Source organism: Fibrella musci, assembly GCF_041321105.1.
In the GTDB taxonomy this organism is placed as follows: domain Bacteria; phylum Bacteroidota; class Bacteroidia; order Cytophagales; family Spirosomataceae; genus Fibrella; species Fibrella musci.
In genome coordinates, this window is sequence record NZ_JBGGWD010000002.1 from 263,236 (window position 1) to 279,696 (window position 16,461).

Annotated in this window: 10 protein-coding genes; 5 read left to right on the top strand and 5 right to left on the bottom strand. The window is 55.3% G+C overall.

The window, feature by feature from the left end; all coding sequences use genetic code 11:
- Positions 1 to 34: 34 nt before the first annotated feature.
- Positions 35 to 1,159 (bottom strand): SMP-30/gluconolactonase/LRE family protein, encoded by a 1,125-nt coding sequence (locus tag ACAW74_RS06755; protein WP_370697447.1) that lies wholly within the window; start codon positions 1,157 to 1,159, stop codon positions 35 to 37.
- A gap of 62 nt (positions 1,160 to 1,221) precedes the next feature.
- Positions 1,222 to 1,707, bottom strand: coding sequence for a VOC family protein (locus ACAW74_RS06760; protein WP_370697448.1), 486 nt, complete (start codon positions 1,705 to 1,707; stop codon positions 1,222 to 1,224).
- A 103-nt stretch (positions 1,708 to 1,810) separates the two neighbouring features.
- On the opposite strand from ACAW74_RS06760, the gene ACAW74_RS06765 reads away from it, so the two are divergent.
- Both ACAW74_RS06765 and ACAW74_RS06770 read left to right on the top strand, forming a co-directional pair.
- The gene (locus ACAW74_RS06765; protein WP_370697449.1) at positions 1,811 to 2,725 is read left to right on the top strand and encodes a DnaJ C-terminal domain-containing protein; all 915 of its coding nucleotides are present in this window, start codon (positions 1,811 to 1,813) and stop codon (positions 2,723 to 2,725) included.
- A gap of 11 nt (positions 2,726 to 2,736) precedes the next feature.
- The gene (locus tag ACAW74_RS06770; protein ID WP_370697450.1) at positions 2,737 to 3,027 is read left to right on the top strand and encodes a chaperone modulator CbpM; all 291 of its coding nucleotides are present in this window, start codon (positions 2,737 to 2,739) and stop codon (positions 3,025 to 3,027) included.
- A 17-nt stretch (positions 3,028 to 3,044) separates the two neighbouring features.
- On the opposite strand, the gene ACAW74_RS06775 is transcribed toward ACAW74_RS06770, so the two are convergent.
- Positions 3,045 to 5,177, bottom strand: coding sequence for a molybdopterin-dependent oxidoreductase (locus ACAW74_RS06775; protein ID WP_370697451.1), 2,133 nt, complete (start codon positions 5,175 to 5,177; stop codon positions 3,045 to 3,047).
- A 254-nt stretch (positions 5,178 to 5,431) separates the two neighbouring features.
- Here ACAW74_RS06775 and ACAW74_RS06780 point away from each other — a divergent pair, with 254 nt between their 5' ends.
- The 3 genes from ACAW74_RS06780 to ACAW74_RS06790 all read left to right on the top strand — a co-directional run bounded on the left by ACAW74_RS06780 (position 5,432) and on the right by ACAW74_RS06790 (position 11,186).
- Positions 5,432 to 6,730, top strand: a complete 1,299-nt coding sequence (locus ACAW74_RS06780; RefSeq protein ID WP_370698027.1) for a TolC family protein — start codon at positions 5,432 to 5,434, stop codon at positions 6,728 to 6,730.
- Positions 6,731 to 6,776: 46 nt separating this feature from the next.
- Positions 6,777 to 7,880 (top strand): efflux RND transporter periplasmic adaptor subunit, encoded by a 1,104-nt coding sequence (locus tag ACAW74_RS06785; RefSeq protein ID WP_370697452.1) that lies wholly within the window; start codon positions 6,777 to 6,779, stop codon positions 7,878 to 7,880.
- Positions 7,881 to 7,976: 96 nt separating this feature from the next.
- A complete protein-coding gene (locus ACAW74_RS06790) occupies positions 7,977 to 11,186 on the top strand; it encodes an efflux RND transporter permease subunit (RefSeq protein ID WP_370697453.1) in 3,210 nt (1,069 codons plus the stop codon).
- Between the two features lie 76 nt (positions 11,187 to 11,262).
- Here ACAW74_RS06790 and ACAW74_RS06795 read toward each other — a convergent pair whose 3' ends face one another.
- Positions 11,263 to 12,411, bottom strand: a complete 1,149-nt coding sequence (locus ACAW74_RS06795; protein WP_370697454.1) for a Fic family protein — start codon at positions 12,409 to 12,411, stop codon at positions 11,263 to 11,265.
- A gap of 252 nt (positions 12,412 to 12,663) precedes the next feature.
- Entirely contained in the window at positions 12,664 to 16,323 is a 3,660-nt protein-coding gene (locus tag ACAW74_RS06800; protein WP_370697455.1) for an ABC transporter permease/M1 family aminopeptidase, read from the bottom strand.
- Between the last annotated feature and the right edge of the window lie 138 nt (positions 16,324 to 16,461).

The window sequence follows — 16,461 nt, forward strand, 5'->3', positions numbered from 1 at the left end:
GCGGCGGACCGCATTATTCATTATACACTCTATTCTATTTTAGCTCGATGTACGACATCGTGTGCACGTCGTCGGCTTTGCTGTTGACGAACTTCTTCTCCGGTTTGTCATAATCACTGATGTAGAGTCGCTTACCTTTCAATAATACTTCGGCGGGCTGGTCGAGGCGGCCATTTGCCCCATCGGTATCGCCATTCTGCGCCAGCGTGCTTACGTTTCCGTTCGCCAGATCGACCGTCATGATGGCGTTCATGCGGGAGTTGCAGAGATACATCGTATTCGTTGCCCGATCGACAATCAACCCGTCTACGCAGGCAATCGGCTGACTTACGCTCACAACCTCCTTTGAGGCAAAGCTACCATCCGGTTTGAGGGTTACTTTATACAGCGTTCCATCGCCAAACGAACCGGTGTACAAATTCCCCTGACTGTCGTAGTCTAGCCCATCGGCCCCATTATCCAGCCCCGTATCGTTTACCGTCGTGGTAAACGTAGTCAGTACGTGCGGGTCCATCGTTTTGGGCTTCAGAGCGATGGGTGCGTTGGTCGTCGCTTTATTCAGCTCGGCTAAGGTGAACCGGAAAATGGCGCTTCCTTTATCGTCTTTGTCGGTATCCCACTGGCTGTCCGTCACGTACAGGTTGTTGCCTTTCCAAAGTACCGCGTTCGACAAGCCGAAGCCTGTTACCAATTGATCGACGCCCAGCACCTTACCGCCCTTCATGCGGATGCGCATCAGGCGCGACTTATTATTTTTATCGTTCTCGTACTGATTGTCAGCGTAATACAGATTACCATCCGGACCAAAGGCCAAATCCATCGGGCAGGCGTGCTTGGTATCGGGGTGGGTCGGCAGGTCGCTGACGAATTGCACGGAATCACCGACGATTTTGAGCAAAACACCGGGGTAATCGTTGTTGGCCAGATTAGGCATCGAGAGGTACACCGTGCCATCAGGGCCTAGTGCCAGGCCGTCGGGTGTATTGTATTTGGCAGGTAGCTTAGCCAGTAGTACCGGATTACCGATGGTTGGCACAGAATCGGCTGCCATCGCCGTAGCGGTAGAATCGGCAATTTCGGTTGAGGTCTCCTTTTTCTGCTGCTGACAGCGAGCCAGAAAGCCGATGATAATCAGCGTAAGAAGTACGTAACGGGTCATATAACGTTAAGTGTTAAACAGGAAGTAAACAGCCTTCCCAACACTTTGTTGCGCTTCGTTACTTAACGGGTAGCCAGCAACTCGTTGAGGTTGAGCGGCCGCGTGTACATCTCGATACTACCATCGGGCTGTGTGGGCCATTCGTCGCGGGGGCGATCCCAATACAACTCAACGCCATTCTGGTCGGGGTCATTCAGGTAAATCGCTTCCGATACACCATGATCCGATGCCCCGGTGAGCGGATAGTCTGCGTCGATGAGACGTTGTAAGGCCACAGCCAGATCCCGGCGGGTAGGATACAGAATGGCCGTATGAAAAAGCCCGGCCGAACGTACCGGAGCTGGCGGCGCGTCTTTGCTGTACCAGGTGTTGAGGCCGATATGATGGTGGTAACCACCTGCCGAAATAAACGCCGCCTGATCGCCATACATGGTAATCAGTTCGAAGCCAAGCAGATCGCAGTAAAAAGCCATTGCCCGTTTCAGGTCGGCTACTTTCAGATGAACGTGCCCAATGCGGGTTTGGGCGGGTAGTGTATAGGGCGTCATGATATGGCCGTAACCTTCGCCGGGCAATTTGCGTTCTTGGGGTACGTTGGCCGCTGATTATACGGCTGGTCTTGATCGCTTAGCAAACTGACCGTTCCTCACTATGGACTTCATTGATTATTACAAGATTCTGGGCATACCGCAAACGGCCTCTGACGATGAAATCAAGAAGGCTTACCGGAAACTGGCCCGGAAAATGCACCCCGACCTGAACCCCAACGACCCGGAGGCTAACAAGAAGTTTCAGCAGTTGAATGAAGCCAATGAGGTATTGAGCGACCCCGAAAAGCGCAAAAAATACGACCAGTACGGCAAAGACTGGCAGCACGCCGAGCAGTTTGAGCAGTACCGGGAATCCGCGCGTCAACAGCAACGTACCCAGAACCCCTATGGCGGAGCCGACGGTGGCTATTCGTTCTCCGGCGATTTCGACGGCAGCAACTTCTCCGACTTCTTCGCCTCGATGTTTGGCGCTGAGTCGGGCGGCGGTTTTGGGCGGCGCGAGGCCCGTTTCCGCGGACAGGACTACGAAGCCGAACTCCGCCTCAGCCTGCGCGATGCCTACACAACCCACAAACAATCGCTGACCGTCAACGGCAAAACCATCGGCATCACCATCTACTCGGGTGTCGAAAACGGGCAGAAGATCAAGCTGACGGGTTATGGTGCGCCCGGCGTCAACGGCGGGCCCAACGGTGACCTATATCTGACTTTCCTAGTCGACGATGATCCACGCTATAAACGGCAGGGCAACGACCTTTACGTGACCGAAGAAATAGACCTGCTGACGGCCATGCTGGGTGGCGAAAAAGTAGTGGACACCCTGTCGGGTCAGGTGAAAGTGCCGGTGAAACCCGAAACGCAGCCCGGTACCAAGGTTCGGCTGCGGGGTAAAGGCTTCCCGATGTATCGGCAGGAAAATGCCTTTGGCGACCTGTATGTGCAATGGCAGGTGAAGCTACCCACCAACCTCACCGACGAACAGAAAGACCAACTTCGCGCAGCTCTTACCCGTTAACCGATCGTCTCATGTTTTCCAACGACCTGATTCCGGCCTCCGATTTCTGCGTCTATCACCACGTCGAAATCACCTTCATTCACACCCTGGCGCAACACGGGCTGATCAACGTGGTGACGGTTGAGGAAACCGACTACGTCCAACCCGAGCAGCTAACCCGCCTCGAAAAGCTCGTCCGGCTCCATCAAGAGCTAGCCATCCACCCCGACGATCTCGACATTGTCGATAACCTGCTCGATCAGGTCGAGGCGCTCCGGCGGCAGGTCACCAGCCTCCAGAACCGGCTGCGTTTTTACGAATAAGACCCGAGCTTGTTAGTTTACAAAACCTCCACTCTGACCGGTACACCCGATAGGGCGGCGTTGCCCGTCAGTGAATCTGTAAAGGCTTCGTCGGTCAGGTCGTTCACGCTGGCACCGGCATGTTGCTGTGCTACGTCGATCCGGGTGCCGGGGCGGTTGTGGCCATAGCCGTGCGGCATACAGACTACGCCGGGCATAATGTCGGGCGAAACATCGGCGGGGAGCTCGACGTCACCCACGCGGGAACGTACCCGGACGGCCTGCCCCGTTAACACACCCAACCGGGCCGCATCGATAGGGTGCATCAGCAGTGTGCAGCGATTCCGGCCCTTCATCAAAACACGGGCATTGTGCATCCACGAGTTGTTGTCGCGCAGATGCCGGCGGCTGATCAGCAGCAACGAATCGTGCGTAGGGGCGCTCTCTTGCAGAGCCGCCCGAGCGCGGGGCAGATCGGCCAGGAACGCGGCGGGCGCCACGTCGATGCGTCCATTGGGCGTAAGCAGCCGATCGGGTAGCTGCGACCGTAACGGCCCCAGGTCAACGCCGTGCGGGTGTTCGCGCAGGTACGTCAGACTCAATCCTTGTGAGGCATAAGGGCCATAGCGCAATCCCTCATCGATGGTTTTTTCCGGGTTTTGCAGCGTCCAATCGCCGCGCGACGTACCCAACAATCGTAACCGCAGGTGCTCAAAAATTTCCCAATCGTACAGCGTACCGTCGGGCTTAGGCACCATCGGCTCGGAGTAACGGGCCGTATTGCGGATTGCCAGCATATGGAACGTCAGGTCGTAATTGGCCGTTTCGAGGCCCGTTAGTGGTGGCAAAATGTAATGGGCGTGGCGCGTGGTTTCGTTCAGGTAAATATCAACCGACACCATGAAATCGAGTTGCGCCAGTGCCGCTTCCAGCCGCCGACCGTTGGGCGTTGACAACACCGGATTTCCGCAACTCGTGACCAGCGCCCGTAGCTGACCATCACCCGGCGTTTCGATCTCCTCCGCCAGACAAGCCACCGGCAATTCGCCCATAAATTCCGGCTTCTGGCTCACCCGGCTCTGAAACCGGTTGTACTTGTTGTAAACGGGCCGAGGCGTGCCGGGCCGTGCAGCCAATACATCAATGGCGGGCGAAGTAAACAGCATCCCACCCGGCTCGTCGAGATGGCCCGTCAGCAGGTTAAGCACGTTGATCAGCCAGAGGCAAAGCCCACCAAATTCCTGCGTCGAGACGCCCACCCGCCCGTAGAGGGCCGCGCGCGGCGTCTGCGCCAGTTCACGCGCCAACGCCCGGATGACGTCGGGCGCCATACCCGTTATGGCCGTTACCAATTCGGGCGTAAACGGGGCTACCGCTTCCTGCAACGTACCCAGCCCATCGGTCAGCACGGTCAGGCGGCCGGGGTCGACGAGCTTTTCGGTAAAGAGCGTCTGCGTCATAGCCAGCAGCAAGAACACGTCGGTGCCGGGCCGAATGAAATGGTGTTCATCAGCCCGGTGAGCCGTTTCGGTACGGCGGGGATCGATAACGACGACGCGGCCGCCCCGCTGCTGAATGGCTCGCAGGCGCGTACCCACATCCGGTGCCGTCATGATGCTACCGTTCGAAGCGATGGGATTCCCACCGATGATCAACCAAAAATCGGTCTGGTCGAGGTCAGGAACGGGCATCAGCAACGGGTGGCCAAACAACTGCCAGGCCGCAAAATGGTGCGGAAACTGATCGACCGACGAAGCCGAAAAAATGGCGCGAGCACCCAGCGCTTTCACCATCCCCGGCATCGCCAGAAACGACCCCGAGTTATGCACCGTTGGGTTACCGGCATATACCCCGATGGCACCCGGCCCGTGCTGGGTACGTACCTGATGCAGCCGGTCGGCCACTTCATCGAGGGCCTGCTCCCACTCGATTTCCTGCCAGTCAGCCCCTACCCGTTTCAGCGGCTTTCGCAGCCGGTTCGGGTCTTCATACACATCCCGTAACGCTACGGCTTTCGGGCAAATATGCCCACGGCTAAACGGATCGTCGGGATCGCCCGTGATACCAACAACCTGCCCGTCACGGTGGGTAACGATCAGGCCACAGATGGCTTCGCATAGGTTACAGGCTCGGTAGTGACTTTGCAGAGATGGGTCGGCTGATGAGTGCATTGGATGGGGCTAGTGGCGTTGGAAATTTATCGGAAATAAGGAAAAGTAAAGAAAGTTTATAGCTAAACATAGACAGCCCATAAACAGCTAATTTTCACTGGCGCTGATTCTGAAACAAAAAGGGCAATTCGGCAGATACGTAAATAGCACCTGATAGTAAACGCTGTTGACTATATGCTCAGCTACAGGCAGGCGCTTCTATTTATGTTATGAAAAAATACGGGTTACTTCTTCTCGTTTGGGGAATCAGCCTGATGGTTACCGATGTCGTTCTTGCGCAGAAATCGCCCGATTCGTTAGCCACAAGGGCTTATTTGACCGATTGCATTCAGTTCGCGCTCGCCAATCAACCCATTGTCCGTCAGTCGCTCATCGATCAGGAAATTGCCGATCGTACCATTCGCGTAAACCAGTCGGGTTGGTTACCACAGGTCAATGCGGGTTATAATCTCTTTCACTACCTCAAGCTGCCGGTAACGCTCATTCCCGACGCCACTACCGGCGAGCGCCGACCCGTCACGCTGGGCGCACGAAACACCTCGACCGCCTCTTTTTCGCTGTCGCAAAACTTGCTCAGTCGTGATCTGCTGCTAGCTAATCAGACGGCCGACGCCTACCGCACGCAGGCCCGGCAGGTGACAGCGAGTAACAAGATCGACGTGGTGATCAATGTCAGTAAGGCGTTCTACGACCTGATTCTGACGCAACGACAGGTAGAGGTGCTGTCTGAAGACATTGGGCGGCAGCAGCGCAGCTATCAGGACGCGACCAATCAGTACCAGAGCGGGCTGGTCGACAAAACCGATCCGCAACGGGCCAAAATTGCGCTTAACAACACCATTGCTCAACGCAAGCAATACGCCGATTTGGTGGGAGCCAAATACCAATCGTTGAAACAGTTGATGGGTTACCCGCCTAACGGCTCGCTCAATCTGGTGTACGATTCGCTCCAACTGGCGCAGGAATCGCGGCTCGATACGACGTTGCTGGTCGACCCGCGCAACCGGATCGAATACCAGTTGCTGGAAACGCAGGGCCGGCTGGCCGACGCCAACCTGCGCTACAACCGCTGGTCATACCTGCCCACGGTGTCGGCCGTAGCCAACTACAATTTTCTGTATCAGAACAATGTGTTCCCACAATTGTATGGTCAGGCCTTTCCTAACTCGCTGATCGGGCTGGTAGTGTCGCTACCCATCTATCAGGGTGGACGGCGGATTCAGCAAACGCGCATTGCCGAGTTACAGGTGAAACGACTGGAATGGGATAAAACAGCCCTGACCAGTTCCGTGGATGCGGAATACGCGCAGGCACTGGCCAACTACAAGGGCAACCTGGCCAATTATCAGGCCTTGCAGGAGAATTTACTGCTGGCGCAGGACACCTACCGCGTCATCAACCTGCAATACCGCTCGGGTATCCGGGCCTACCTCGACGTCACCGTAGCCGAGGCTGACCTTCGGGCGGCTCGGCTCAATGTATTTTCTGCCCTCAACCAACTCATCCTCAGCAAACTGGATGTAGAGCGGGCGCTGGGTCAAATTCGTTTTTAACGGAGGAGTCATTTCCCCACTATTCGTCAGTTCAGTAACCATTACTATGAGAACGTACCTGCTGTTGCCCGCCCTGCTGCTTATTGCTGCGGCTTGTGGGGGCAAAAAAGACGAGCAACAACAAGCCCCGCCACCACCCACGCCCGTTACGGCCGTGAAGGCGACCAAGGGCAATGCAACTTATTACGATGAATTTCCGGCGACGGTAACAGCGCTGGTCGATGTTGAGATTCAGCCACAGGTCGCGGGTAACATCACCGGCATTTTCTTCCAGGATGGGCAACGCGTGAAAAAAGGGCAGAAGCTGTACACCATCGATCCGCAACAATACAGGGCGAGTTACGATCAGGCAGTGGCCAATCTGAACGTGCAGAAGGCCAACCTCAACCGGGCTCAGAAAGACGCCGATCGCTACAACACGCTGGCCAAACAGGACGCCATTGCCCGGCAGGCGGTCGATAATGCCAACGCAACGCTGGAGGCGGCGCAGATGCAGGTGCAGGCCGCGCAGGCCAACATCCGGGCGGTGGCCACCAACCTCAAATACACCACGATTTACGCCCCGCTCGACGGCACCATCGGTATCTCGCAGGTACGTCTGGGCGCAGCGGTTGCGCCGGGGTCAACGCCGCTCAACACCATCTCGGCCGACAACCCCATTTCGGTGGACATCCAGGTCGACGAATCAGACATTCAGCGGTTTGTGAAACTACAAAGTCAGCCGACCAATCCGCGCGATTCGACCTTTGTCTTTCTGCTGACCGACGGATCGCGCTACCGGTATCCCGGTGCCGTTCGGATCGTCGACCGGGCCGTTGACCCGCAGACAGGTACGTTGCGCGTGCGGGTGGCCTTCCCCAACTCCGAGCGGCAACTCAAGGTAGGCCTCAACGGTAACCTGCGCGTGAAAGCCAGCACCGATATCCCGCAACTGCTGATTCCGTATCAGGCCGTTACCGAGCAGATGAGCGAGTACTTCGTTTTCGTGGTGGGTGATAGCAGCAAGGTGACCCAGAAAAAAGTGACGCTGGGCACCCGTATCAACGACAAGGTGATCGTTAAGAATGGCCTCAACGAAGGTGAGCTCATCGTAACGGAGGGCACCCAGAAAATCAGAGAAGGCGCGCGCGTCAAGGCAGCGGTTAAATGAATGTAAAATGAACGATGTACAATGCACAATTGACTCTCTACTAATGAGTTAATCAACATTATACATCGTCCATTGTGCATTGTACATTAAACTATCATGTTTGCAGAAATATTCATTAATCGCCCGGTCACGGCCATTGTCGCGTCGATCATTATTGTAGCACTGGGCGTGTTGGCACTACTTAGCCTGCCCGTCGGCCAATACCCCGACATCACGCCGCCTGTGGTGCAGGTGACCAGTAACTATACCGGTGCCGATGCCCAGACGGTGGAGCAGACCGTGGCCACGCCCATCGAGACACAGGTCAACGGTACGCCGGGCATGAGCTACGTGCAGACCAACGCCACCAACGACGGCCGCATGACCATGAACGTGACCTTCGACGTGGGCACCGACGTGAACATCGCCGCCCTCGACGTGCAAAACCGGGTCGGCATTGCCACGCCCCAACTGCCCGAAGAGGTAACGCGCCTGGGCGTGACGGTGCGGAAACGGAACCCGTCGCTGTTCATGCTGGTGGCCATTTTCTCGCCCAAAGGCACGCACAATGTGTCGTTTCTCGACAACTACACCAACGTCTACATCCGCGACGCCTTGCTGCGGGTGAAAGGTGTGGGTGACATCTTTAGCCGGGCCGACGATTTCAGTATGCGGATATGGCTCAAGCCCGACCGGCTGGCCCAACTCGGTATGACTGCCGACGACGTTACGGCCGCCCTTCAGGAGCAGAACCTGCAAGTAGCGGGTGGGTCGGTTGGGGGACCGCCGCAACCGTCGTCGCAGGCGTTTGAATACACTGTCTTCACCAACAGCCGAATCAGCAAGGAAACCGAGTTTGAGAACATCGTTGTGCGGTCCGATCCGGCCCGTGGGTCGCTGGTGTACCTGAAAGACGTGGCGCGGGTACAGTTGGGCAAGTTTTCGTACGCCAGTAACTCGTTCGTCGATGGCAAACGGGCGGCCTATCTGCTGGTGTATCAGCTGCCCGGCAGTAACGCGCTGTCAACGGCGCAGGGTGTGTACGCGGCGATGGATCAGTTGAAGAAAACCTTTCCGAAAGATATCGACTATGTAGTGCCGTTCGAGTCGGTGTCCGTGATTCAGGTGTCGATTTCGGAGGTGGTCGAAACGTTGCTCGAAGCGCTCGTGCTGGTAATTCTGGTGGTGTTTCTGTTTCTACAAAGCTGGCGGGCCACGCTCATCACCCTGCTGGCCATTCCGGTGTCCATCATAGGTACGTTCGCGCTGTTTGTGCCGTTAGGTTTTACCATCAACACGCTGACGCTCTTCGCCTTCGTGCTGGCTATTGGTATCGTGGTGGATGATGCCATCGTGGTGGTGGAAGCCGTACAGGCCAACATTGACGAAAAGGGGCTGTCGCCTAAGGACGCCACCCGCGAAGCCATGCGCGAGATTTCGGCACCGGTTATCGCCATCGCCCTCATTCTGGCGGCGGTATTCGTGCCAGTCGGGTTCATTCCCGGTATTGTCGGGCGATTGTATCAGCAGTTTGCTATCACCATCGCCGTGTCAGTACTGATCTCGGCGTTTGTGGCGCTGTCGCTCACGCCCGCCCTTTGCACACTGCTCCTGCGTGAACAGCATATCGACGAAAATGCGAAAGGGCTAAACAAGTTCTTTTACAAATTCAACCAGTGGTTTGCGCGGGTCACCAACTCCTACTCCAACGGCGTGCAGCGGCTGATCAAAGCCACACCGCTCGTATTGGTTGGGCTGGCCGTTGTCTACGTCGGTACGGTGCTGATGTTCCGGGCTAAACCAACCGGCTTTATCCCGACGGAAGATGAAGGGCGACTCATCGTCACCTACGAAATTCCCGAAGCCGCCTCGACCGCCCGAAGCCTCGCCGTGCTGAACCGGGTGATGGATACCCTGCGGCGGCAATCGTACGTCAATCACTTTGCGGCATTGGGTGGTTTGAACGCCATCACGTTTGCCTCCAAGTCGAACAGCGGCACGGTGTTTATGTCGCTGAAACCGTGGGAGGAACGGAAGGAACGCGGCCTACAGGCCGATTCGCTCGTGGTGAAACTGCAACGGGCGCTGAGTTCGATCAACGATGCCCGCGTACAGGTGGTGCAGCCTCCCGCCATTCCTGGTTTGGGACAAAGCTCAGGGTTCACGTTTGAGATTCAGCAGCGCGAAACCAACGACGACGTGCGGGCCTTCGACGGGGTGGTGCAGAACTTCCTGGCTGAAGCGAACAAGCGCCCCGAAATTGGCCGGGCCTTCACCTACTTCACCGCCAAATCACCCGCCTATCGCGTCGACGTCGATCGCGACAAGTGTAAGAAGCTGGGTCTCTCGGTAAGCAACGTGTACCGCACCATTCAAACGTACCTGGGCAGTCAGTACATAAACGATTTCATCATCTACGGGCGTAAGTTCCGGGTCGTGGCGCAGGCCGACACCATGTATCGGTCTGACCTGAAAGCGCTCAATCAGTTCTATGTGCGCAACAGCAACAACCAGCTTATCCCGATCAGCAATGTCATCACCACCAGCGTGATCGAAAACGCGCCGCTCATCTCGCACTTCAACCTATTCCGGTCAGTCGAACTGAATGGCGCGGCCAAACCGGGTTTCAGTAGCAGTCAGGCCAACGACGCACTGCGCGAGGTGGCCGATAAGGTGCTGCCAGCGGGTTACTCCTACGACTTCTCAGGCCTGAGCCGTGAAGAGATCAACGCGGGTAGTAGTTCAGTATACATTTTCTTACTCAGCGTCGGGTTTGTGTTCTTGTTTCTGGCGGCGCTTTACGAGAGTTGGTCCGTGCCATTCTCGGTGTTGCTCTCGGTACCGCTGGGTGCCTTGGGGGCCATTATCGCACTGTTGCTCTTCCCCTATCTGAGCAACAACGTTTACGCGCAGATCGGCCTGATTACGCTGATCGGTCTGGCGGCGAAAAACGCCATCCTGATCGTTGAATTTGCCAAAGAACGCGTCGATAAAGGTGAAGATCTGCTCGAATCGACGATCGAGGCTGTCCGGCTGCGGTTACGGCCCATTCTGATGACCTCACTGGCCTTTATTCTCGGTGTTATTCCACTGGCCCTCGCTACCGGAGCCGGTGGCGTAGCCCGCGCCACCATCGGCCGCACCGTATTGGGCGGAATGCTCGCCGCTACGTCGCTCGCCATCTTTGTTGTCCCCGTCCTCTACGTCGGCATTACCCGACTAGCCTATGGTAAAAAAGGATTGGAAGAACTGAAAAAGAACGCCCAAAAGGACAAACCTACAGAGGATGGTCAAGCCCCGGAGGCGGGCCAACCGCAGCAGGCTTAGGATATGGTCTTCAACACAATCTAGAGCCTATTCGTAGTGTCTGGTTGGGTCTTGCCAAGTAACGGGTAACAGCGCTTTAATCACGGACTGGTAAAAACCCTTTGCTGCCCAGCATTTTCATCACGCTGCGGAGTAAATAGTTATTGTCAAACCGAATGGTGTATTTACGTTTGGCTATTTCATCCGATTGGATGAGTTTTTTCTCTCGCAAGTACCGCAGTTGTCTGGATAATTCAGCAGCTTGTTTGCCTGGAAAAAACTCCGCAACGTCAGCAGCCTGAATCTGCTGATTCGGTGAGTTAACGATTTTGGTCAAAATTCTATAATCGGCTTGCGTTATGTATTTCATTTCCAACGCATCTTTCAGGGCTGGCACCAAAATTTCAGCCTTGAGATAGCTATAGTCCAACAGCCGATCTATTTTCTCGATTTCGTCCCGCAGGCCCCGAAGTACATAGTCACACCAGCGTAGCAGTCCTTCGACTTGGCCCGTATCGGCTTCTGATAGAAAATGGTAGTATGCGTTGCGGTTGTTACAAAAAACGGCGGTTGGATTGAGTATTCGACCAACCTCCACGTTAAAACCACTACGCACCAACATGGCGTAGGTAAAAAGTCGTCCTGTGCGGCCATTACCATTCCCAAAAGGGTGAATCCACATAAACCGGTGATGAGCAAGTGCGATTTTCAGCAAATCATATTTGGGCGAATCACTCTGGTTGATGAACGTCATTAACTCATCAACATAATCGGTGATCAGCAAAGGATCAGGCGGAGTATGATTTGCTTTTTCGATGCGAACAATGTGGTTTCTAAATTGCCCCGGCGTATGATCGCCTTCACCTTGTGGTGGTGCTTTCAAGCCCTTTACCACAAGCTGGTGAAGTTCCCGGATAAACTGCCGGTCGAATGGTCGATCGTGGACATACGCATCTATAAAGGTCATTGCCTCTTCCAGATTCCGTATCTCGATCACACTGGGCATATGACTCAGCGACGTGTCGCCTAGAGTCTCTTCCACATACTCAGCTATTGTCGTGTTATTTCCTTCTATACGAGCTGAACCTATACTTTCCAGTATGTGAAAGAGATGCTTCAACTGAAAAAAAACGGAGGGGTGGGTCGTGCCGCCTAACTGTTTGCGACGCAGATGGTCAAGGTCAATAATCAGATCGGTTATTGGATCGTCGAAAGAAGGCTTGATCAGCGTGAGTGGGTAGTGCATTCAATGATATTTTTCATTTTCATAAAGCTATCCTTGTTTATCTTTTTAACAAACAAGATTTTACTATTTAACAGCAACCCTACATAAAATATTAAATATCAATTTATTGCATCCAAATTATCTTCAATCAATATTAACATTCATCGTAATCCAAAGTTAACAAACGCAGGTAAGCTGAACTTGCTACAAAGCAGCAGGGAGGGCTACCGATATCGATCATCAAGAGTAGCTCTCCTTGCTGCTTGTGTGCATCTACAAACTCACTTTCTTCAAATTGTCGGTCGGAATGCGGTCGGCGAGGTAACTGAGCGGATCGACGCCTGCTTCGTAGGGTGGCTCTTTCACCGTAAATGTGAACGTACCTGACGGCGCTTTCATACGGGTACGTCGGATCGCCAGCAGCTTACCGATTTTTTTGCCATCGGCGGGTTTGCCATACACGCCCACGTCGATGAGGTCATTGAGCGGCAAGGGCGTTTCGCGGCCTAGCGAGTCGGCGCGGAGTTTGGCTGTTTGCACAGTTATGGTCACGTCATACTGGCCATCGCTGCGCTTTTTGGCGGTAGCCGTGGTCGCACGGTTGTCGTAGATGGTAATCTGCTCGAACAGGTCGCGGATGGTCGATTGCAGGCTGTCGGGCGTTTGCGTGCGTAGCCGGTCGACGAGCGCGTAGGACGTAGGATATGGGGGCAGGCGATAGGCGTAGGTGTTGACCAGATCGCGTAGCGCCGTGTTGACCGCCGTTTCGCCAATGAATTCCTTCAGGTTAAACATCACCAGACTGCCTTTGCGATAATGGATGTACCCCTGATTTTCAACCGTTTCAAGCGGCACCTCCTTCTCCGACTCACTCCCGCGCGATTTCAGGTAATTATCAGATTCATACCCCAGGAACCGTTTCATCCGATCGCGGCCATACGCTTTCTGCATCACCATCAGCGCCGAATACTGCGCCATCGTTTCCGAAAGCAGCGTAGCGCCCTGCATTTCGGCCCCAATCACCTGATGCGCCCACCACTGATGCCCCATTTCGTGCGCCACCACGTACTTCACCATGTCGATGTCGGTTTCGGGGTCGATTTTGGCGATGAACCCAATACTTTCCGAATAAGGCATGGTGCCGGGGAAAGCCTGCGCAAACGAGGCATAGCGCGGGAACTCGATGATGCGGGCCTGCTTGTGCCGATACGGCCCGAAATGCTCGGTATAATACGCCAGCGATTGCTTGATCGACTCGCTCATATTCCTGACGTTGTAGGCGTGTTTTTTGTCGTAATACACCTCCACATCGACGCCGTTCCATTTGCTGCGGTCAACTTCAAACTGCGCCGAAATGAACGAATAGAAATTGAGCGACGGATGGTCGAGGGCGTAGCTGAAATAGCGGCGTGGGCGGCCCTGTTTGTCGTTACCCGTCCACTCTTTCCGCAGCGAACCCGGTGCCACAGCGATTTGGTCGGGGCTGGTGCTGATTGTCGTTTTCACGTTGACCCAGTCGGCATTGCCGCCGATGTAGGTGTTCATGCAGGCGTCGGTACACGTACGTTGCAGCTTCGGCATCCGGGCGCGTTCGGGCAGGTCGTATTCCTTACGGTCGTTTTTGCCGCTGATTTCCCCTTCTTTCTGGTAGCCAATCTGCGGCGAAATATCGCCGTTGTTGAAAAACGAACCGTTCTGATTGATCTGTTGCACAAACTCGACTTCGTTCTCGATGCCTTTTGCCCGGTGCCGTGTCGTCCAGTTGAGTTGAATCGAATCACCGGGTGCCATCGGGCGGGTCAGTCGGTAGATCTGGTACTGATGCACCGAATCGTTGAGTACCCGTTGCGCACCCGGCAGCGTCAGCGCGTAGTCCATCCGGTTGGGCAACACAATGTGCAACGAGTCGATGGGTACGTTGGTGTGGTTGGTGAGCTGATATTGCCCCTGCACGGCCAGTTCACGTTCGTCGGGATATAGGTCGATCGTATAGGCAACGTCGGTAATACGAGGCTGCGGCCGGTTCTCAAACTTCTTGTACGTTTTTTCGTAAGCGACCTGTCGTTTTTCCTGCACTTTGGTCGTCACGTACTCGTTCAGCATCTGCGTGTTGTAGAACAGGAAGCCACCCACCGCCAGCCAGACGACCAACGTACCCAGCGCCACGCGGGCGTTCAGTCCTGCAAACGCCTGTCTGGCCTGTTGCCAGCGCGACCGCCAGGCCGTGTCTTTACCACGTACCCAGAACAGCACCGTCCCGATACTCAGCAGGACCGCAAACAGCAGCCAGTAGGCCCGGAACCACGCAATAGCGGCCACGTATGGCCCCCAACCGTTCATGTCTGAATATGTATAATCGGGGCTGGCGTTGAACTGCACCAGATTGCTCTGCACGTCGAGCGGGCTCCAGATATAAGCGTTCATGATTAGGATGACCACGACGGCAAAAAAGGCGACGTATTTGTTATTGACCAGCGTGTGCACCAGCATCGACAGCACGATGATCGGGATGAGCCGGAGCATGCTAATGACGCCCATCTCGACTATATATTGCTGAAGGTCGTAGGCCGTGTAGCCTTTCAGCGTCTGGGCCAGCAACCCGGCTACCAGACACAAGAGTTGCACCACGAACACGACCCCGGTCATAGCTAGCAGTTTCCCCACAAACACGCTCCAGTTGCGGTGAGGCATGGAGTCGTAAATCTGGGCCAGATCGGCGTCGCGTTCTTTCCAGATCAGGTCGCCGGAATAGAAAATGATGATGGCAAACAGAAAGATCCCCATCGTGCCCTGAATGGTCTGGATGACCTGATACGTAACCGGATACGAGTACAGCCCGTAGAACTGATCGGCGAAGCGTAGCGAAAAGCCCATGTTGAGCAGGCCCGCCAGCAGAATCACCAGAAACGCTACGCCTTTGATGATCCCCCAGAAGTCGGTACGGGCCACCCGCCACGCCTGCGCCCACTGCACTCCAGCGCCAGTCTGTATACGTACCTGCGGCAGCGGCCTGATAGCGCCAAATACACCCACGCCCGCTGCGTCGGTTGGCAACTCATCAGTTGAGCGAGCGGCTTTCTTCCCGCGACCAAACCAGCTCGCACGGGCGGGTTTGGCGGTTCGTTCGGCAAATGAAAAGCGGACATAAGTAACGGCCAGCCAGAGCAGCCCTACGCCGAACCAGATGAGCCGGTTGATGCCCATATCGCCATCGAGCAGGCTCACCGAGCGCGTGTTTTTATCGGCCACGGTCCAGTATTTGGTAACCAGTTCAAAGGGTCCGAAACCCAGCGCGTCGAAGTAGGCGACCAGCTTCTCGTTGTCGAGGTCCTGGAGCATATTGCCCGCCACGGCCTGTGCGACCAGCAGCAGCACGGCCCCTACGAACGCCACCACTGTGGACCGGCTCAACGCGGCAAGCATGAAGATGAACGTACCTGAAATGAAGGTGTTGCCCACGGCAAACGTCAGGAACGCGTTCAGGTGCGCCGACCAGATTACCGGCCCGTAACGGTCGGCATCCGTAGCGCCGGTAGCCAGCCCGATGAACGTACCCAGCAGGATACCGATGGAAATGCCAAGAAACGGAATCAGTGCCACGCAGAACGACCCGAAAAACCGACCGGCCAGATAGTCGATCTTGCGGATGGGCGACGAAAAAACGAGCTGATGGCTATTGTACGTAAAATCGCGAAGGGCGGCGTTTTGCACGAAAGCCGTCGTCATCAGCAGGGCAAAAACAGTCCAAACGCCGTACTGATTCTGGATGACGAAAGGCGCATTCTTGTAAATATTGCCAAACGATCCGCCAATGGTGAGGTCGTCGGAAGCGGCCGCCCAGGCAAACATCGTGATGTTGACGAGCATAAAGATCCAGACCATCGGCTGCCGCAGCCAATACCGGATTTCGAAGGTAAAAATAGAGGCGAACATAGGTAGTGAGGGTGAACGCGGATGTCGCGGATTAGGCGGATCATCACGGATTTCTAGGAATGAAGAGATAGCTTTAGATGAGCGCATCGGCCTACACGGGCCCGATCTGTGGCAGTATGAAGCAGCATGATCCGCTTC